General features: G+C 58.6%; 15 protein-coding genes. 10 read left to right on the forward strand and 5 right to left on the reverse strand.

The window, feature by feature from the left end; all coding sequences use genetic code 11:
- Window positions 1-120: 120 nt before the first annotated feature.
- The 3 genes from J2J99_RS32710 (at window position 121) to J2J99_RS32720 (ending at window position 1,767) form a co-directional block, all read left to right on the forward strand.
- Window positions 121-708, forward strand: a complete 588-nt coding sequence (locus tag J2J99_RS32710; protein WP_168301667.1) for an amino acid synthesis family protein — start codon at window positions 121-123, stop codon at window positions 706-708.
- An 80-nt stretch (window positions 709-788) separates the two neighbouring features.
- Window positions 789-1,283, forward strand: a complete 495-nt coding sequence (locus J2J99_RS32715; RefSeq protein ID WP_168301668.1) for an Lrp/AsnC family transcriptional regulator — start codon at window positions 789-791, stop codon at window positions 1,281-1,283.
- Between the two features lie 280 nt (window positions 1,284-1,563).
- Window positions 1,564-1,767: a cold-shock protein gene (locus J2J99_RS32720; RefSeq protein ID WP_168301669.1), complete on the forward strand. Its 204-nt coding sequence runs from the start codon at window positions 1,564-1,566 to the stop codon at window positions 1,765-1,767.
- Between the two features lie 138 nt (window positions 1,768-1,905).
- Here J2J99_RS32720 and J2J99_RS32725 read toward each other — a convergent pair whose 3' ends face one another.
- Genes J2J99_RS32725 through J2J99_RS32735 form a run of 3 tightly spaced genes read right to left on the reverse strand, consistent with a single transcriptional unit; the run spans window position 1,906 to window position 7,344 of the window.
- Entirely contained in the window at window positions 1,906-5,163 is a 3,258-nt protein-coding gene (locus tag J2J99_RS32725; RefSeq protein ID WP_168301670.1) for an error-prone DNA polymerase, read from the reverse strand.
- A complete protein-coding gene (locus J2J99_RS32730; protein ID WP_168301671.1) occupies window positions 5,160-6,671 on the reverse strand; it encodes a Y-family DNA polymerase in 1,512 nt (503 codons plus the stop codon). The genes J2J99_RS32725 and J2J99_RS32730 overlap by 4 nt, the downstream gene beginning before the upstream one ends.
- The gene (locus J2J99_RS32735; RefSeq protein ID WP_168301672.1) at window positions 6,592-7,344 is read right to left on the reverse strand and encodes an ImuA family protein; all 753 of its coding nucleotides are present in this window, start codon (window positions 7,342-7,344) and stop codon (window positions 6,592-6,594) included. The genes J2J99_RS32730 and J2J99_RS32735 overlap by 80 nt, the downstream gene beginning before the upstream one ends.
- Before the next feature lie 282 nt (window positions 7,345-7,626).
- Here J2J99_RS32735 and ligD point away from each other — a divergent pair, with 282 nt between their 5' ends.
- Complete coding sequence (ligD, locus tag J2J99_RS32740; protein ID WP_168301673.1) at window positions 7,627-8,691, forward strand: non-homologous end-joining DNA ligase; 1,065 nt, start codon at window positions 7,627-7,629, stop codon at window positions 8,689-8,691.
- Window positions 8,692-8,752: 61 nt separating this feature from the next.
- The gene (locus J2J99_RS32745) at window positions 8,753-9,526 is read left to right on the forward strand and encodes an SOS response-associated peptidase family protein (protein ID WP_168301674.1); all 774 of its coding nucleotides are present in this window, start codon (window positions 8,753-8,755) and stop codon (window positions 9,524-9,526) included.
- A gap of 402 nt (window positions 9,527-9,928) precedes the next feature.
- On the opposite strand, the gene J2J99_RS32750 is transcribed toward J2J99_RS32745, so the two are convergent.
- Complete coding sequence (locus J2J99_RS32750; RefSeq protein ID WP_168301675.1) at window positions 9,929-11,116, reverse strand: hypothetical protein; 1,188 nt, start codon at window positions 11,114-11,116, stop codon at window positions 9,929-9,931.
- Window positions 11,117-11,281: 165 nt separating this feature from the next.
- Between J2J99_RS32750 and J2J99_RS32755 the strand changes: the two genes are divergently transcribed.
- Window positions 11,282-14,383: a type ISP restriction/modification enzyme gene (locus J2J99_RS32755; RefSeq protein ID WP_168301676.1), complete on the forward strand. Its 3,102-nt coding sequence runs from the start codon at window positions 11,282-11,284 to the stop codon at window positions 14,381-14,383.
- Window positions 14,384-14,453: 70 nt separating this feature from the next.
- Here J2J99_RS32755 and J2J99_RS32760 read toward each other — a convergent pair whose 3' ends face one another.
- Window positions 14,454-14,717, reverse strand: coding sequence for a hypothetical protein (locus tag J2J99_RS32760; RefSeq protein WP_168301677.1), 264 nt, complete (start codon window positions 14,715-14,717; stop codon window positions 14,454-14,456).
- Between the two features lie 247 nt (window positions 14,718-14,964).
- Between J2J99_RS32760 and J2J99_RS32765 the strand changes: the two genes are divergently transcribed.
- The 4 genes from J2J99_RS32765 to tnpC are packed head-to-tail and all read left to right on the forward strand — an operon-like array spanning window position 14,965 to window position 18,990.
- Window positions 14,965-16,566, forward strand: a complete 1,602-nt coding sequence (locus J2J99_RS32765; RefSeq protein ID WP_168301678.1) for an FAD-dependent oxidoreductase — start codon at window positions 14,965-14,967, stop codon at window positions 16,564-16,566.
- Between the two features lie 32 nt (window positions 16,567-16,598).
- Complete coding sequence (gene tnpA, locus J2J99_RS32770) at window positions 16,599-17,018, forward strand: IS66-like element accessory protein TnpA (protein ID WP_205919397.1); 420 nt, start codon at window positions 16,599-16,601, stop codon at window positions 17,016-17,018.
- Entirely contained in the window at window positions 16,999-17,352 is a 354-nt protein-coding gene (gene tnpB, locus J2J99_RS32775; RefSeq protein WP_168302461.1) for an IS66 family insertion sequence element accessory protein TnpB, read from the forward strand. Before tnpA ends, tnpB begins: the two co-directional genes overlap by 20 nt.
- A 51-nt stretch (window positions 17,353-17,403) precedes the next feature.
- Window positions 17,404-18,990: an IS66 family transposase gene (tnpC, locus tag J2J99_RS32780; RefSeq protein WP_207600943.1), complete on the forward strand. Its 1,587-nt coding sequence runs from the start codon at window positions 17,404-17,406 to the stop codon at window positions 18,988-18,990.
- The last annotated feature ends 77 nt before the right edge of the window (window positions 18,991-19,067 follow it).

A 19,067-nucleotide genomic window follows, 5' to 3' on the forward strand; every position in this document is an offset into this window, starting at 1 on the left:
CCCGTTCATTCTACTCTTTTTGGGAGGAGAATGCAGTCGTCCATTCCTCTCAGGAGCAGGAAGACTTCAAGGCTTGCTACTTACTAGTTTCGCCGTCATCATCAACGAAAGATCGCGACCATGGATATCGGCGTTAGGAAAATTGCCACGTTCATCGAGGAGACCTTCAACGAAGGCGGCAAGGATGCGGAGCGGCCGATCACCATGGTGGTGGTCGCAGCCATCCTGCGCAATCCATGGGCTGGACAGGGTTTCGTCGACAATTTGCGACCGGAAATCCTGCGCGTGGCGCCGGTGCTTGGCCAGGAACTAACACGCCGGTTGCTTGCCCTGATGCCCGCTGAAAAGGTCGAGGCTTTCGGCAAGACCGCCGCCGTCGGCGTCAACGGAGAAATCGAACACGGCTCGGCCCTGATCCATACGCTCCGTTTCGGAAACGTCTTCCGCGAAGCGGTCGGCGGTACTTCCTACCTGGAATTCACCAACACGCGCGCAGCCCCCGGAGCACTCCTCTCGCTTCCGATGACGCACAAGACTGAGTCCGGCAAGCGCTCGCACTTCCTCACCGCCAGCTTCCAGATCGCCGATGCGCCAGGACCGGACGAGATCGTCGTCGCGATCGGGACCTCTGACAGCGGCCGCGCCCATGCCCGCATTGCCGACCGCTTCCAGGACATGGCGGAAATGGATACCGAAAAGCGCACGTGAGCCGCGCCCTGCGCAGCATAAGCATCAAAGGGCGACGTCAAGGATGAGAGCTGTTGCGTACCGGCAGGATACGAACCCGCATGAAACTTGACGCGATCGATCTGCGCATCCTCGAGGCTGTCCAGCGCGACGGCCGCATCACCAAGGTGGCGCTAGCAGAAGAGGTCGGACTGTCGCCGACCCCCTGCTGGATGCGGCTTCGAAAACTGGAAAAGTCCGGTATCGTCTCCGGCTATCACGCCCGCGTCGCGGTGCGTCGCATGGCGCCGGTCGCCAGCGTCATGATGGAAGTCACCCTGGAAAACCATCGACGGGCCGATTTCGATCGTTTCGAGCGCGCCGTTGCCGCCATCACCGAAATCATCGCCTGCTGGTCGGTCGGCGGCGGAGTCGATTATATCCTGAAGATTATGGCCGCCGATATCGACGCTTATCAGCGGCTGGTCGATGGCCTGCTCGACCGCGAGATCGGCATTGCTCGCTATTTCACCTATATCGTCACCAAGACGGTAAAGGAGAAAACCACGTTGCCGCTGTCGGTGCTCTTGTCCGCGCCAGACGCGCCGAACAGCTAGACGATCGCTCTGCGACAACTGCCTTCTTTGGACCAATCCTCTCTCATCGTCCGGCTCAACAGATCATTCCTCGCGTGAAAGCTGCCAGACTTCCGGGAATGCTGCGGCAAGGGCGTCGACCGCCAGGCGCGCCTTGAGCGGAAGATGAGGTGTCTGTAGCCACAGCGCGGAAGCGTTCTCGCCTCTTCATGGACGAGGTTCATTCGTTGATTGGCAATTGCTTCCGCTATAAGGTTTGTCTCGCGTGTAGACATGCCGCAAAGACTGAAGAGGAATTGAGATGGCGACCGGTACTGTTAAGTTTTTCAACGATGATAAGGGATTTGGCTTCATCACTCCGGATAACGGAGGAGCGGACGTATTCGTTCACGTATCCGCTTTGCAGCAAGGCGGCTCGCTCAGAGAAGGTGACAAGGTCAGTTTCGAGGTAGGCCAGGACCGCAAGACCGGGAAGTCCAAGGCCGAGAACGTCAGCGTGCTCTGATTGCGGGCTCCGCGTGACAGCCTGACCAAAAAATTCGGTCAGGCTAGTCGCGTCCGAGATCCGCGGGCTCACGGAATTCCGCCTAAATTCGTCGCCTTGAACGGCTTCGAACCAACGACCAGCTCTTCAAACTCAATATCAATGAAAATTCCTGCTCTTCACCTTCAGCGTATCGATATGAAGGTCAGGCACGAACATGTCGCGCACGGCTATAACCGGCTTCGGTTTGTCCCGTGGATCAGGCCCTCCGGCTCTGGCAAACTCATCACCACGGCCGGCCGGAAGCGTGAACTCTTCATCGCGATCGGCAAGGCCGGTCAGATCGCCTGACAGATCGAACAGTTGCTGAGCGACAAGATGCACCACCTCCCCTTCCCGCTGAATCCGACCATTGATCGCCATCATCGAGGATCCGAGCACGACCCGCCGGCGTTTTTCAAACAGCGTCGGCCAGACGACGAGGTTGGCCGGCCCGGTCTCGTCCTCGATGGTGATGAACATGACGCCCTTGGCCGATCCGGGCTTTTGCCGCACCAGCACAAGTCCTGATGTATAGACCCAACGCCCGTCCCTCGAGTTCATCGCCTCGGCACAAGTGATAATGTTGCGCACTGATAAATCCTTGCGTAGGAAGGCAATCGGATGCTGCCGCAATGTCAGTCCGGTATGACTATAGTCCTCGATAACATTGTGCCCGTCCGTCATCTGTCGAAGCAGGACTTCAGGCTCCTGCTGCTCGGCGATTGCAGCCCTCTCCCGTTCGGCAGCCGCCGCAAACAGCGGCAGGGGTTCGTCGCGCAGCGCCTTGATCGCCCAGAGCGCGTCGCGGCGTTCGAGCTTCAGCGACGGCAGGAAGGCATCGGCCTTGGCAAGCTGGACGAGCGCCTCCGATGGCACGCCGGATCGCCGCCACATATCGTCAACCGAGGCAAAGGCATTGTCCATGCGTGCCGCGACGATGCGCGCCGCGTCAGCGACCGCCAGTCCTTTCACCTGCCGGAAACCGAGCCGTACGGCGTGGCGGCCAGAATTGCCGATCCGCTCCAGCGTGCAGTCCCACCGGGACCGATTGATGCAGACCGGCCGCACCTCGACGCCGTGGGCTCTCGCATCGCCGACGATCTGCGCCGGAGCGTAAAAACCCATGGGCTGCGAATTGATCAGCGCGGCACAGAAGGCTTCCGGATAGTGGCATTTGATGTAGCTCGACGCATAGGCGATCAGCGCGAACGAAGCCGCATGGCTCTCCGGGAAACCATAGGAGCCAAAGCCTTCGAGCTGGGAGAAGGTCTTTTCGGCGAATTCCGGCGTGTAGCCGTTCCTCACCATGCCGGACACGAGCTTGTCCTTGAACCGCGAGACGCCGCCGGTGAACTTGAAGGTCGCCATCGATTTGCGCAGCTGGTCAGCCTCGCCACCGGTAAAGCCGGCGCAAACCATCGCCACCCTCATCGCGCTCTCCTGAAACAGCGGCACGCCCAGCGTCTTGCCGAGCACCGCCTCAAGCTCGGGCGTCGGATATTCGACGGCCTCCTTGCCTTCGCGCCGGCGCAGATAGGGATGCACCATGTCGCCCTGGATCGGACCGGGCCGGACTATGGCGACCTGCACCACGAGGTCGTAGAAGGTTCGGGGTTTCAGCCGCGGCAGCATCGCCATCTGAGCGCGGCTTTCGATCTGGAACGTGCCGAGCGTATCGGCCTTGCGGATCATCGCATAGGTCGCAGGATCCTCCTGCTCGATGTCAGACAGGTCGAGATCCCGATCCTTGTGCTCGCGGATCAGATCGAAGGCCTTGGCCATGCAGGTCAGCATCCCAAGGGCCAGGACGTCGACCTTCATGAATTTCAGGGCTTCGACGTCGTCCTTGTCCCATTCGATGATCTGACGGTCCTTCATCGTGGCCGGTTCGATCGGCACGAGATCGTCGAGCCGATCATGGGTGAGGACGAACCCGCCCGGATGCTGGCCGAGATGCCGTGGCGCGCCCATCAATTGCTGCGCAAGCTTCAAGGTCAGCACAAGACGCCGGTCGTCTGGATTGAGATTGAGTTCGCTAACATTGCGATCGCAGACCTCCTCCGACCAAGCCCACATGCCCGACGACAAGGCCTTGATCACGTCCTCCGGCAGGCCGAGCGCCTTGCCGACATCGCGGATCGCGCCGCGCGCCCGGTAGCGCGTCACGGTGGCGCAGAGCGCTGCCTTTTCTCTGGAATAGGTGCGATAGATCCACTGGATCACCTCTTCCCGCCGCTCGTGCTCGAAATCCACATCGATATCCGGCGGCTCGTCGCGCTCCTGGCTGACGAAGCGCTCGAACAAAAGATCGTTTGTCGAGGGATCGATACTGGTGATGCCGAGAATGTAGCAGACGGCGCTGTTGGCGGCGGAACCCCGCCCCTGGCAAAGAATGCCCTGGGACCGCGCATAGCGCACGATCGAAAAGACGGTCAGGAAATAGGGCGCGTATTTCATGGTGCGTATGAGATCGAGCTCGTGCCGCACGACCTTCAACACATCAGGCGGTAGTCCTTCAGGATAGCGATCAGGCACGCATTGCCAGACATAATGCTCAAGAGACGCTTGCGCGTCCTTGCCTGGGAGAATGGCCTCCTCAGGATATTGATAGGTCAGCTCCTCGAGCGAGAACCGACAGCGGTCGGCGATTTCAATCGTCCGGGCCAGTGCATCCGGGTAACGGGGGAACAGTCGCTGCATCTCTTCCGGTGGCTTTAGGAAGCGGTCGGCGTGGCGTTCCCTTTCAAAACCAACATCGTCGATCGTCGTGCGGGTGCGAATGCAGGTGACAATGTCCTGCAGCTGTCGGCGGCCTGGCTCGTGGAAGAGGACATCATTGGTGACGACCGTCCGCACCTTGAACCGCGCCGCAACATTGGAAATCTCATGCAGCCGCAGCTGGTCGTTCTGCCGGCGTCGCAGACAAAGCGACACATAGGCCCGATCACCAAACAGCTCGGCCATCTTGCGCAGCTGGATCGCGCAGACGTCATCCGGCAGATCCGGCACAAGAATGCCGATCATGCCGTCGTTGTACGCGATGACATCGTCCCAGTGCAGGATGCAGTTGTTCTTGCCGCCGCGCGACTTGCCAAGCGTGATAAGGCGGGTCAGCCGGGAATAGGCAGCCCGGTCGGTCGGGTAGACCAGCAGCGACATGCCGTCGGCCAGATCAAGCCGGCAACCGACAACGAGGCGTAAGGCGGTGGCACGCGATGCTTCAAGCGCCCGGACAATTCCGGCAAGCGAATTGCGGTCGACAACGCCGAGGGCTTCGATGCCAAGAGCCTTGGCGGTCTCGAACAGTTCCTGCGCCGAGCTTGCACCGCGCAGGAAGGAAAAATGGGTCGTGACCTGCAACTCGGCATAGCTCATGCGAAGATCCCATGGCAGAACCAGCGATGGCTTCCGGTTTCCGGATCGATGCCATCACCGGAGCGAAACACCCAGAGACGCTCGCCGGCCTCGTCTTCGATAACGAAGTAGTCTCGCACCGCCTCCATCTCGGCGTCGCGCCGCCACCACTCGCCAAAAATCCGCTCAGGCCCATCGGCTCGCTTGACCTTCCGGCGCCTTCCGCGCCAGGTGATCGAGACCGGCGGCCGGTCCGGCAGCAAGGCGATAGCCTCGATCAGCTCCGGACGGGCCAGCAGCCGGACCGGTCGGCGCCAATGGCTGACCCAGGTGACCTCGACCGGATCGGCAGCAGGACTGATCCGCTGGACGGAGCGCTCGGGCACATCGGAGGCAACGGGTGCCACTCGATACACACGCTGGCCACGGTTGCCGTAAATGTCGATCAGCGGCGTCACGTCCTTCACTTCCTCCTCGACCAGCGAGGAGGATTTCTGGCGCTCCTCCAGCGGCTCGGCCATCACCGCAACCAAGGTGAGCTTCTCGATCCCAAAGCCAGGTTCGATCTTTTCCGTCCGGTCGCGGAACAGCTTCGTCAGCCAGGCGACATCGCGCACCGGCTTGACCGTGCCGGCGCGGATTGCCTGCCGCGTACCGTCGACCTTTTCGACGATCAGGTCGGCGCGCCGAACACCAAGGCCGCGCCTCTGCAGCTCCTCGATCAGTTGCACGACCAGCCGGCCCACATATTTGTTGATGGTTTCGGCAGCACCGATCGGCTCGGCGAAGGCTCTGGAGACCTCGATAGTTTCGGCGGTGCGGATCGGATCGATCGGTTCGGAAGCGCGGCCGAACATCTGGTCGAGCCGCCGGCCAATCTCCGGACCAAAACGAAGCGTCAGCGGCGCGCGCGGCGTGTTCGCCAATTCGCCGATCGTCTGGAAGCCGAGCGTGCGCAGATCGCTGACGACTTTCCCCGGAAGGCGCAGCAACGATATCGACAGCTTTTCGACGGCGCGGACGGTCTCACCTGAAGGCACGATGACCGTTTCGCGGCTGATGGCACGGGCGCAGGCGTGCGCCGCACCCCAGGTGTCGGCGATGGCGACACGGGGGGTGAGTTTTTTTGCCAGGAACTGATTAGCGATCTTCGTCACCATGGCGAGCTCGCCGCCCTGCAGGTGATCGGCACCCTCCGTGTCCATGACGATCCCATCGACCCCATCGACTGCGACGATCGGCGAATAGAGCGTCAGCGCCCAGAGGGTAATGCGTTCGAGTGCTGCGGCATCCATTGCAGGATCCGCCTCGACCAGCATCAGGCCGCGGAACAGCGCCTGTGCTTTGGCGGCCGGCATGCCGACATGAACGCCGGCTTTTCGGGCGGCGGCGTCGGCCGCCGACACCCAGCGTTTCGAGCCGCTCCTGGCGATCACCGCGATCGCCTGTTCAGGCGGAATAGACGGATCGGCGCGACGAATGCGATCCGTCGGCAGATCCGGAAGATAGATCGAGACAACCCTTGTCATCGCACGCCCTCACGAGAAACTCAGCACATTCACCCGCTTTCACGCGCATCAATTCCAGCAACCATCGAGCCCTCCCCACACCCGGCACTGGCAATTCCTCCGACGGCATCACGCTGACCCGCCACCGCGTGGTCGATGCCGTCGGCTGCCCGAAATCACTGGCCTCCGTCTGCCGTCGCCAGCGTCGCACCGCGAGCGCCATGGTGCCTGTCCGCTCGGCCGCCAGCTGCAGGCGGCGCGAACTGACCATCGGCAGGCGAACGAGTTCACCGACGACGGCGCCGAGACCGCCAAATGAAAGCCCTTCTTCCATATTGGCGAGCACGTCCTCTTCCTTGTCGGATTCGACAAAGATCACCCGGTCGGGATGGAGACCGACCTGGGCGAGTGCCGGAAAAAACAGATCGGGACGGGTCAGGCACCAGACGATCGGGCCTTTGGTGCGGGCCGCGATGCCCGCCGCACACAGAGCTGCCGCCGCGCCGTCCACCGTGCCCGACCCGCCGCCGGCAAATTCGTGCAGGGCACCGTAGGCCAGACCACCTCCCGGCAGGAACGCATCGATTTCCGGCACGCCGAAGGACAGACAGCCAGCCTTTCTGGCTGACACGCCCTCCAGCGAAGCGATGCGCTCGCGCAAATCGGAAATCACCCTTCCACGGGCAGCAGTCATCGTTCACGGCTCCCTTCAAGGTCGTGTTGGCGGCCGACATCATGTCGAGCAAAATGCGGATGTTCTCTTTCTGTTCCGACCCAATGGAAGAGTCAAGCAACCGGAGGAATGGGAATATTATCCTGAACATTAGAAAGCAGCCGAATACCGAAGGGAATCAGCCCAATAGCGGCCCGCGGATTTTTTTTCGAGTGTTTGCGAGCACTAATCCCTTTGTGTGAATTGCGGGGACAAGTCGGTATCGTCACAGTGTCTTAATGATTTTTCTGCTGAACTGCCGGCATGACGAAGCCTCCGAGATCAAAACCCCTCCTTCGTGACGCCGAGGTCCCGATCCGGTCCCGGCCGCGCAGGAAACGGAATCCCGCCCAACCGCAGCTGCTGTTCGATCCCATGCCGGAGCGCGTCGAGCCTGCGCTGGCGCAATTGAAGTCCCGTCCACCAATAGGAAACGAGTGGAGTTGGGAGCTGAAATGGGATGGCTATCGCCTCGCGGTCCATATCGAGCCCCAAGGCGTCCGGATCCTCACCCGCGGCGGCCATGACTGGACCCACCGGTTTCCGGCCATAGAGCAGGCCGCCCGAGCGCTCGGGCCGGCGACGATGATCATCGATGGCGAAGCCGTTGTTCTCGACGAAGAGGGTCGGCCGGATTTTGGGCTGCTGCAGCAATCGCTCGGCGCATCCGGCAAACAGGCTGGCAACCGCGCCTCCGACGCCGTTCTTTACGCTTTCGATCTTGTTTATCTGGACGGCCACGATCTGCGTGGTGTCGAATATCGGTCCCGCCGACACCTTCTCGAGGACACGCTGAGCGTCGCAAACAACGATGAAGCCGGCGCCGTCAGGCTGTCGGAAACACTTGATGGCGAACCCACTGTCCTGCTCGAGCATGTCTGCCGCCTCGGCCTGGAAGGCATTGTCGGCAAGCACCTCGATCGACCCTATCGTTCCGGCCGGACCGGGGACTGGGTGAAGATCAAATGCGTCCAGAGCGAGGCTTTCTTCATCGTCGGTTATGAGAGGTCGACGGCGTCCCCTGCCGGCTTCGCCTCGTTGGTGCTTGCCGCCTACCGCGGTGCTGACCTCGTCCACGTCGGAAGCGTCGGCACCGGATTCAGGCAAGCCGAGGCCAACAGGTTGCGGAAGATGCTGGACACGCTGCGATGGAAGCGCAAGCAGCCGCCCCTGCCCTATTCCGGAAGTGCCGATATTGTCTGGGTCGAACCGACCTTGATTGCCGAGATCGAGTTTCGCGCCTGGACGACAGACGGCAAACTTCGCCATCCATCCTACAAGGGCTTGCGAGAACGCCAGGACAATGCCGACGTCTTCCACCTCGACTAGCGAAATCAGCGCCATACGCTAGATTGTCCACCGTTCGAGCTCGGCGGAGTAGATATTTGGCATGTGCAACCTTTATCGCATGGAAGACAAGGACTGGGTCGCCAAATGGGCCCAGGACGCTGAAAGCCTGATCAACCTAATGCCGGCCTACCAGATGAACCCGGACCAGATGGGGCCGATCGTCCGCAACACGGCCGACGGGAAGAAGCAGCTGGTCCATGCGCGCTGGGGACTGCCCTCCCCCCGCTTCACGCTCGAGAAGGCCGCCAAAGCCAAGGCCGAGAAACTTGCGGCCAAGGGCAAGCCTTTCGATCTCGACGAGCTGATCCGCATGGAGGCCGATCGTGGCACGACCAATGTGCGCAAGCTCAGTTTTCCGCACTGGAAGCGATGGTTCGGTGTCGAAAACAGATGCCTCGTCCCGGTCACAAGTTTCGCGGAACCGGATCCGGCCAGCCAGGAGGTTGGCGGCAACGTGCCGAATGCCTGGTTCGCCCGTGACGCAACCAAACCGCTGATGTTCTTTGCCGGTCTCCACGTGCTGCAGTGGAGGAGTGTGCGAAAGGTCAGGGACGGGCTGACCACGGACGACCTCTATGGGTTTTTGACCACGGATCCCAACGACCTGGTGAGGCCGATCCATGAAAAGGCCATGCCGGTTCTGTTGCTGACGAAGGAAGAGACCGACACCTGGATGCGGGCGCCCTGGGATGAAGCCAAGGAGCTGGCCCGTCCGCTACCCAACGACGCGCTAATCATTTCGTCTCGTGAACCGTACGGATCGTCGATCGTCTCGAAATCCGGGGAGCCGGTGGAACAGGGCGGTCTACTTTGACGCCTGAACTCAGCGCTTGAATGTATCGGAAAACGAAAAAGCCCGCCGCGGGAGGAGGTGCGGCAGGCTTTTCGAAAGAATTGAACAACGGCTGGGAGGAGGAATGCCGCTGTTCCGTCAGGCGCCCTTTCGGGAGGAGGAATGGGTCGCCTGAAACACGAAGCTCTGCGGGAGGAGGTGCATTGCTTCGTTGATCCGAAGATACCAGAGGCTGTCCCGATCGCCAGCGCTCAGATCGCAGTGCAGCCCTGCACTTGCTGCATTGCAATATGAATGCTGTGCTTATTTTTCGACCATTATGAGCGAGACGCGGCTTTCACTGTGCTGGGCTCGAAACCGAGATATCTCGATCGCAGCCCCTTCTGCAGGTCCTTTTTTCAAAGCGCGCCGACCTTGCGAAGACTAGGAGATCTGGTAACTTACTCCGGCTCGTTCCATCATAGTTAGATATCGAAGTCTGTGCTCTCGCCCGCGCTTCCTGATGCCGGTAAAGCCCTTAACGGACTGCATACCGATACCAATCGCAAGCCCGGCAGCGACGCCGTAAAGGCTGAACGTTGTCGCACCGCCCACGAGCGCACCCTTAACAGGCTCCGCTAAAGCGGATTCAGCTACCTTTGCAAGACCGTCTTTCAATTCATCAGCGCTTCCTTCACCGAAGAGAACTCGGACGTAGGCGCTGAGATTGGCCTTGCCACTTTTCCATTCGCTCATGACCCTATCGGCCCGTTCGCCAAGACGCTGCTCGAAGACCTTGCTATCTGAAATGGTGGCAGGAATGTCTGCTGCCATCTCCTCCAGTGTTGCCTTGAATGCGGCTATCGCTTCCCATTCATTGCTGAGTGCGGCGAGGCGCTCTGGGGTCAAGGCTCTGGTATCGGCACGCTGATAAATGATTATTCGCGCGATCTGGTGCGCTTCGTCGCGGTTTCCATCAGCATTCGATGGCTTGGGAGCCTCGCCTAACAGGAAGGGCTCAAGGATTTCTTCTTTAGAGCATAGAACCGTACGCCCGTAGATGGATGGAAACTCGGTCACAAGCTGCAGGCCCTGTCGCTCTGCGGCGGCAAAGGCGAGTGCCGCCATGACAGCTTGGCCCACCAAGGGGTGCATCTCGAAATAACCTCTTCCATCAGAATAGTTCGGCTCCCATGCGAGCTCATTCATTGTAAGGAAGCGCAGGAGGTCAGGAAGAATCTTCTCGCCGTGCATCTGAAAGGTGCGGCTCGCAAGACGATCGTTCCAGAGTGCTGACGATTCGCGCACCAAACCTGGATTGCTGATTGTCGCTTCTCTCCCAAAGCGCTCTACCAGAGTTGAGCCGGGCTCGTTCAGCTTTGCAGTGATGCGCTGCTGCAACTCGTACTGATCGTTCCAGATGCCCGCATCATCGAGATTGAGGTCGCGCAGCAAGGGTCCGCGCCGCCCCTTTATCTTGCAGAATGGAACGATCTCCTCGCTGTCGGGTGGCGCATCTTTAGATGGTGAGATTCGCACCACGTGCGGGAATACCAGGAGCGTTTTCTTCAGCCACTCCGGATCGCGGATCCGAATATAGGGAAAGTTGAGCGCATCGAAGTCCCCTGCCATATCTTTCCCCAAGCTGCAAAATCTCTCTGTATTCCATGCTACAAAGCTCCTACGCGCGCAAGACTCGATCGCTTCGACCGTACAACCCAGCGTATCAGCTCTGCTGAAAAGACCCCCTTTCGATCAGCGCCTTAGCATTGTAGATATCGATTGAACGGGGGTTTCATGAGCCAACAGATCATCAATCAATACCTGGCCGAAATCGACCGGCTGAGGAAGTTCTCGGGCCTGTCGAACGAACAGATCATTCGACCGGCCTTCCGGCGGCTTTTGGATTCATGGGCCACTTCCGACAAGCTGGTGTTCCTGGAGGAGTTTCCGGTCCAGACAAGCTTGAAAACGACCGTTTATCCTGACGGCACTATCCTCCACGACATTCGCGTGCCGCTCGGTTACTGGGAGGCCAAGGATACCAAGGACGACCTGGACGAGGAAATTCGCAAGAAATTTGCCAGGGGCTACCCTCAAGACAACATCATCTTCGAAAACTCGGAGACCGCGGTTTTGATACAAAACCGCCAAGAGGTCCTGCGCGCTGCGATGACTGACACGGCGAACCTATTACGCCTGGTGTCGCTGTTCTTTCGCTATGAACGACCTGAGATCGCCGAATTCCGCAAGGCTGTTGCCCGGTTCAAGGCCGACCTTCCGACTGTTCTGGAAGCGCTTCGCGAGAGGATCGACACGGCCTACCGGGATAACGCCGACTTCCGATCGGCTGCCGGCCGATTTCTCCAGACCTGCAAGGAGACCATCAACCCGACCCTCGGCGAGGCCGACGTTCGCGAAATGCTCATCCAGCATATTCTGACCGAGGAGATTTTCGCACACGTCTTTAACGACAGCGATTTTCACCGCAAGAACAACATCGCGCACGAGCTTTACGAACTGGAAGAGAAATTCTTCACGGGTGCCGTGAAACGGGAGACGCTGAAAGGGCTTGAGCCCTACTATGCCGCGATCCGCGCGAACGCCGCACAGATCAGCAGCCATCAGGAAAAGCAGACGTTCCTCAAGCTGATCTACGAGAATTTCTACAAGGTCTACGACAAGAAGAAGGCCGACCGGCTTGGTGTCGTCTACACGCCGAGCGAGATCGTAAAGTTCATGATCGAGGGCGCCGACTGGTTATGCGAAAGGCATTTTTCCAAAAACCTTGTGGATGAGCATGTCGAAATCCTCGATCCCGCAACGGGCACCGGAACCTTCATTTGCGAGCTCTTGGAATATTTCCGCGGCGATCCCAAGAAGCTTGCCCACAAATATAAGAACGAGCTGTACGCCAACGAGGTGGCGATCCTCCCCTACTACGTCGCCAACTTGAATATCGAAGCGACCTATGCGGCGATCACCGGACAATTCGCCGAGTATCCCAATCTCTGCTTTGTCGACACACTCGACAATGTGGAAGGGCTAGGAATCCGCGCCGGTCACCAACACGACATGTTCGCGGCTCTCTCGGACGAAAACGTCGAACGCGTGCGACGTCAGAACAAGCGCAAGATTTCAGTCATCATCGGCAATCCACCCTATAATGCCAATCAGCAAAATGAGAACGACAATAACAAGAACCGTGAATACAAGCGTGTCGATGAGCTGATCAAGTCGAGTTATATCCGGCTATCGACTGCGCAGAAAACCAAGGTCTACGACATGTATGCCCGTTTCTTCCGCTGGGCGTCCGATCGCATGCATGATGACGGCGTGCTGGCGTTCGTCACCAACCGATCGTTCATCGACAGCCGCACCTTCGATGGTTTTCGCAAGGCAGTGGCGGAGGAGTTTAACGAAATCTATCTCGTCGACCTCGGTGGCGACGTGCGGGCCAATCCGAAACTCTCCGGTACAAAGCACAATGTCTTCGGAATTCAGACGGGGGTTGCAATCTCTTTCCTCATTAAGCGGCGCAAGCAAAAGGGCTGCAAGATCTTCTATGTCCGGCGCCCGGAACACGACACCGCCGATGACAAACTGGCCTATCTCGCGTCGTCGAAGCTGTCCGGGCTCACGTTTGAGCGCATCGAGCCCGATAAGAAGGCGAATTGGATCGATCTTGCAGAAAATGACTGGAACGATCTCATTCCGCTGATCGACAAGAAAACGAAAGCCGCCAAGACCAGCGGCCAGGAAAAAGCAATCTTCCGACTATTTTCGCTTGGAGTGGCCACGAACCGCGATGAGTGGGTTTATGACTATGACCGAGATCGTCTGGCTGACAAGGTCAGTCGTTTTGTCGAAACATACGAAGCCGAACGGACACGCTGGCGGGGCGATACGAACGCAAAAGAGACCGGCGCCTGGGTCGATCGCTCGATCAAGTGGACGTCCGAGCTTGAGAATTATCTAAAGAACGGAACACCGCTGGCATTCCGGGATGAAAGAATAAGGCGGGCGGCTTATCGGCCCTTCTGCTCCCCATACACATACTATGACAGGATCGTCACACACCGGCTCTATCAGCAGGACGCGATCTTTCCGATCGAGCAGGGCGGCGGCAATCGCGTCATTGTCTTCAGTGATCCGGCCGCGCAAAAACCCTGGATGGCATCTTGTGTCGATCGGCTCCCCGATCTGCATTATGTCGGGGCGGCGGCTGGCACCGTCTGCGCCCCACTCTATCGTTATACGTCATCCGGAGAGAAGATCGGTAACGTTACCGACTGGGGCTTGAGGCAGTTTCAAAACCGTTATGGCAAAGCCGAGAAGATCACGAAGCAGGACGTCTTCCATTATGTCTATGCAGTCCTTCACGATCCAGTGTACCGCGAACACTACGCACTTAACTTGAAGCAGGATTACCCCCGTCTCCCGTTCTTACCGGATTTTCACCGCTGGGTGGAGTGGGGAAAGCAGCTTGCCGACCTCCATATTGGGTACGAGATGGTCGAACCATGGCCACTGGAGCGCCACGACGCGCCTGACGAGGCTCTCCGGGCCGCGGTCGTCGCATCGGAGACGATCTTGAGGGCCGATAAGGTTGCGGGCGTAATCAAAATCGATGGCGAAACGCACCTCTCGGGAATCCCGGAGGAAGCTTGGGCTTATCTCCTAGGCAACCGTTCGGGACTTGAATGGGTCCTGGACCAGTACAAGGCAAAGACGCCGAAAGACCCGACAATCCGGGCAAGTTTCAATGTCAATAACTTCTCCAACTTCAAGGAACAGGTGATCGATCTTCTGGGGCGCGTCACACGTGTTTCAGTGGAGACAGTGCGCATCACCGAAGCGATGAAGGCTGCTAAGCGAGCGTCTGAAGAGGCGGCTTGATCTCACGGGCGGCCGCCTTGTGATCATCCTCTTCAAAAGTCGCACGCATTACGGTCGGCTTAATAGCTGATCATCGATAACCAGCATACCTGATTGGAAACATGTCCTCGCCGTAATGGTGAAGCCTTGTGTGGTGTTTTCGGCACAACCATCGGACCTGAAGAGGGTCGTCATATTGGTCGTGGTGGGCGTCGACAGCTTCTCCCCCACAGACTTCACACACCTGCTTTTCCAGATTGCCCGCCTTCAAGGCTCTCTGGACTGCAAGATGAGCATCATATTTGGCTGGATTTGCCCGCCGCCACTTTGCTTGCCGGGTATCGGTCTTTAGCATCTTCGCGTCCCACTGCGTCCCATCGGCGAGGAATCGTACCACGATTTTGGTTGATTTGCGAAATGGCCCTAATCGACCATCGGGTCAACCAATCACGATAACGATAGCGGAAAGCGCCCCTATGGTTGCAATTCGCCAATTTTGCTGCCAGGAATCATCTTCATACTTCGAGTTGCTTCGAGGATGAGGCGGGGGGAGCGACGTCTGCGACGTGCGGTACGCTTAAAGTTGACAGACATGTGTGCGCATGAAGTTGGCAGAAAACAATCTAGAACACTGGATCTCCTCAGCATCTATACCCAGTGCGGAAGGGCTCTACTTTGTCGGTACATTTGACCGCAGAATAACCTTCTATTCGCAGCAGGTGCGTGCACTGCGATTGGCCAGAGCCATGCATGAAGCGGGCAAGATCGAAGCGAACGACTCTGTTGCAGTGGTTGGGAGTGGCGCAGCGGGCGTTACTATTGCGCTGGCCCTTGCGTTGCTCGATTGCCGTGTGACCTTGTTTGATCCTGCCGACGAGGTTCTGCAGCTGCAAAGCGATTCACCGCGGCTTCTACACCCTCACATCTACGAATGGCCGGCTGTTGGTTCGCTCGAAAACGATGCTGGCCTACCCTTCCTCAACTGGCAGCTGGACGAGGGCGGCACGGTTGCGAGCAAGCTTGCCCAGGAATTCCACGGCCACCGGGCTCAACTGCAGCAAAAACTCGTCTGGAAAGAACGGCACAAGCTATCGGCGCTCGCTCAAGAAGGATCAGAATGGCGGCTGCATTTCGATAACGGCCAGAGCTATGTCTTCAAGCAAGTCGTCCTGTCGATGGGTTTCGGCGATGAAAAGAAGACCGGTGATGCCGATGTCTACGATTATTGGAAGCAACGAGGTGTTGGAACAGCGGCGATAGAGCCAAATCCACCCGTCACTTACCTCGTGAGCGGTAATGGTGATGGAGCACTGACAGACATTCTGAATCTAATGATAAGCGGATTCGAGCATGTGCGTTTCACCGAGACTTTCCTGAATTATTTCGGTCAGGACGTGTTGAGAACGAGTGTTTTGGCGGCCCATGAGGATAGGAATCCGGAAACTGACCTTGAACCTGTGTTCGAAGGAGACCTTCATAAGGTGTTGCTTGAGCGTGGTATCCTTGACATTCTGACCCCTCTCCTTCGCAAGGACCGATTGCTGACCATCAACACGAGCGGACCCCTCCTCGCTCTCGGCCGTGCCGCGCAACTCAATCAGTGCATGGTGTATGCAGTACTGGCGGCTGCTCGACAGGCAGGTGTCGTTGTGCGCCGTAGCACCGGAATGATTTCGGATGTTAAGAAGCACGCGGACGGGTTAGAGGCGTTTGGTATTTCGCTTGGGGGGATGCCTATCACAGAGCGTTTCAACCACATCATCCTGCGCCACGGTCCGGAGAATAAGGTTCGGTATTCTCCAGTAGCGAATTTCTTCGAGGCTTTTGGGGTGGCCTCGCTCGATCGTTTCAAGGAGCACCCTAACCTCCTCGCGCCTCCGTCGCTGGACGCAGAGACTTACACGTTCTTCTATGAGAGACGACTGGACAAGCTGGCAGATGCTGCACTCAAACTGCAGCTCGCAGGGCAGACTGCTCGTGAGGAGTCCACCATCATCATCAGCTGGGACAAGGCGACACAGAGCTTGGTTGAGCGCGGGAAAAAGGAGCTTCGAGAGCTTGCCCAGCAGTGCGAAACCGCCCCGGCAACTTTCACGATCCAAATGGACGCGCCGGTGAACCGTGTCAACCCCGATGACTTCGTCAGATTGGCCGTAAGCGCGAATTTCTATGCGCCTTTTGAAGCGGAGTGCTCTGATGCATGAAGTGTCCACCAAAAACAGGTGGACACCAAATCATGGACGATGCTCCTAAACTGCAGGTGCGGCTTGTTGGCCGCGACGGTCGCCGTCGATATGACCCTTCCTCCCGAGATCAGCTTGTCGCAGCGTGTTTAGAGCCCGGCGTTTCGGTTTCGCGTCTAGCTCTGGAGCACGGCGTCAACGCCAATCTCGTTCGCAAATGGGTGAAGAGAGCCAAAGAAGATAGTGCATTGCCTGCGGTATCTACGTTCGTTCCGGTTCAGATAGCTACGGATATGCACTCGTCTTCTGCCAGCGGTCCACTGACGAAGGTGGAGCCGGTGGGCAAGCGATCTCATGCATCCAAGCTGAGCGCGGTGCTGCCGAACGGGGTCAGCCTGACGCTGGAATGCAGCGATGTCGATGGTCTGGCGGCAATCATAGGAGCGTTGAGCCATGTTCAGACTGGGCGCTGATCTGCAGGTCTACCTCCACCGGGAACCCATCGACTTCCGCGCGGGCATCAACAGCCTCGCGGTCCTTGTGCAAGAGGTGATGGAGCTGGACCCGTTTGCTCCATCGGTGTTTGCCTTCTGCAATCGCAGGCGTGACCGGGTGAAGCTCTTGTTCTTTGATCGGTCCGGGTTTGTTATGGTCCTGAAGAAGCTAACGGAAGACCGGTTCAGGTGGCCCCGTCGGGAAACTGCGGTGGTGACGCTGACGACAGAGCAACTCCACTGGATCCTCGACGGCATCGATATCGATGCGATGGTCCGCCATCCCGTGCGGCAGTATCAGATTGCTGGCTGAGGATGGCGAATTGAGATTGACGCGCAGGGGCGGTTCAGATTCAAGAATCTGATGACGCGCACCGGCGAACCGAGCATTGCAGAACTGATGGCGCAATTAGCAGCCAACGCTGCCGAAATCGCCGCGCTCAAAGCCGAGAAGGAAGCGCTCTCGCAGCGGGTCGTCAAGCTGGAAGAAGAACTGGCACTGGCAAAGCTCCATCGCTTTGCACCCCGCAGTGAGAAGCACATTGATCGTCTCTTCAACGAGGCCGAAGAGGCTGCGGTCGAAGGTGGTAGCGAGGAAGACGATGACGTCGAGCTTCCGGATACTGGCTTGCCTGCGGCCGAGGGCGTTACGGGCAAAAAGCGGGGACGCAGGCCTCTGCCGGCAGACCTGCCGCGCGAGCGTGTCGAATACGACCTTGCTGATGATCAGAAGGCTTGCCCGTGCTGCAAAAGCCAAATGCATCGAATGGGCGAAGCCGTTAGCGAGCAGCTCCATATCGAGATCAAGGCAAAGGTCCTGCAGAACGTACGGTTCAAATACGCCTGCCGGCACTGTGACCGTACAGGGATTAACACGCCTGTCGTAATCGCGCCCATGCCCACGCAACCCCTGCCGGGCAGCATCGCCACCGCGTCGACGCTCGCCTTTGCTCTCGTCCACAAATACGTAGATGGCACGCCGCTCTACCGCGTGGCTCAGACATTCGAGCGTGCTGGCGTTCCGATCAGCCGTGGCGCTCTTGCGCATTGGGTCATCGGCTCGAGCGAGAAGCATCTATACCGCATCTATGATGCTTTGAAGCTGCGGCTGAAATCGCAGTCTCTCATCCATGGCGATGAGACGACGGTTCAGGTGCTGAAGGAAAAGGACAAGGAAGCCACCAGCACGTCGTACATGTGGGCGTACCGCAGCAGCGAGAACAGTGACGAGCCGATCGTGCTTCTCGACTACCAGCCCGGCCGCGGTCAGATTTATCCGCAGACCTTCCTTGGTGACTACCGTGGCATACTCGTCACTGATGGCTACACTGCCTGGCGCACATTGAATGGCGCAACCCATGTCGGATGCATGGCTCACTCCAGGCGGCGCTTCGTTGATGCCCTCAAGGCGAGAAAGAATGGAGGCGGACCGCCGGAACAGGCACTCCGGTTCTTCGAACAGCTCTACCGGATCGAAAGGCAGGCGAGAGACAAGACCCCAGATCCAGGGGAGACAAAGGCCGATTGCATTCGCCGTTTCCGCCAGCAGCACAGCCTGCCTGTCCTGAACGCCCTAAAGACGTGGCTCGATAACATCGCGCCGAAGGTCGTACCGGATACCAAGCTCGGCGATGCTGTGTCCTACACCCTGAACCAATGGGATTATCTGACGCGCTACACCAGCGATGGCAGGATGCCGATCGATAACAACATTCTGGAACGCGAGATCAGAGTTTTTGCCACCGGAAGAAAATCGTGGCTGTTCAGCGATACCGCTGACGGAGCCAGGGCCAGCGCTGTGATTTACAGTCTGATGCTGACCTGCCGCGCCTGTGGCGTCGATCCGCTCTCTTGGCTGCGCCACGTCCTCACTGAGCTGCCTCAGCTTGACGAAGCCGACGACATCGGCGACCTGCTGCCCTTCAATTACTCCAAGACCACTGCGGCCTGATAAAGCTGGGTACTGCTACCCAGCTAAGCGCAAGTGTCCGTCAACTGCCGTCAATGCGCATTGAAAATCGCGCTTAC

The sequence above is a fragment of the Rhizobium binae genome, from assembly GCF_017357225.1.
GTDB lineage: Bacteria > Pseudomonadota > Alphaproteobacteria > Rhizobiales > Rhizobiaceae > Rhizobium > Rhizobium binae.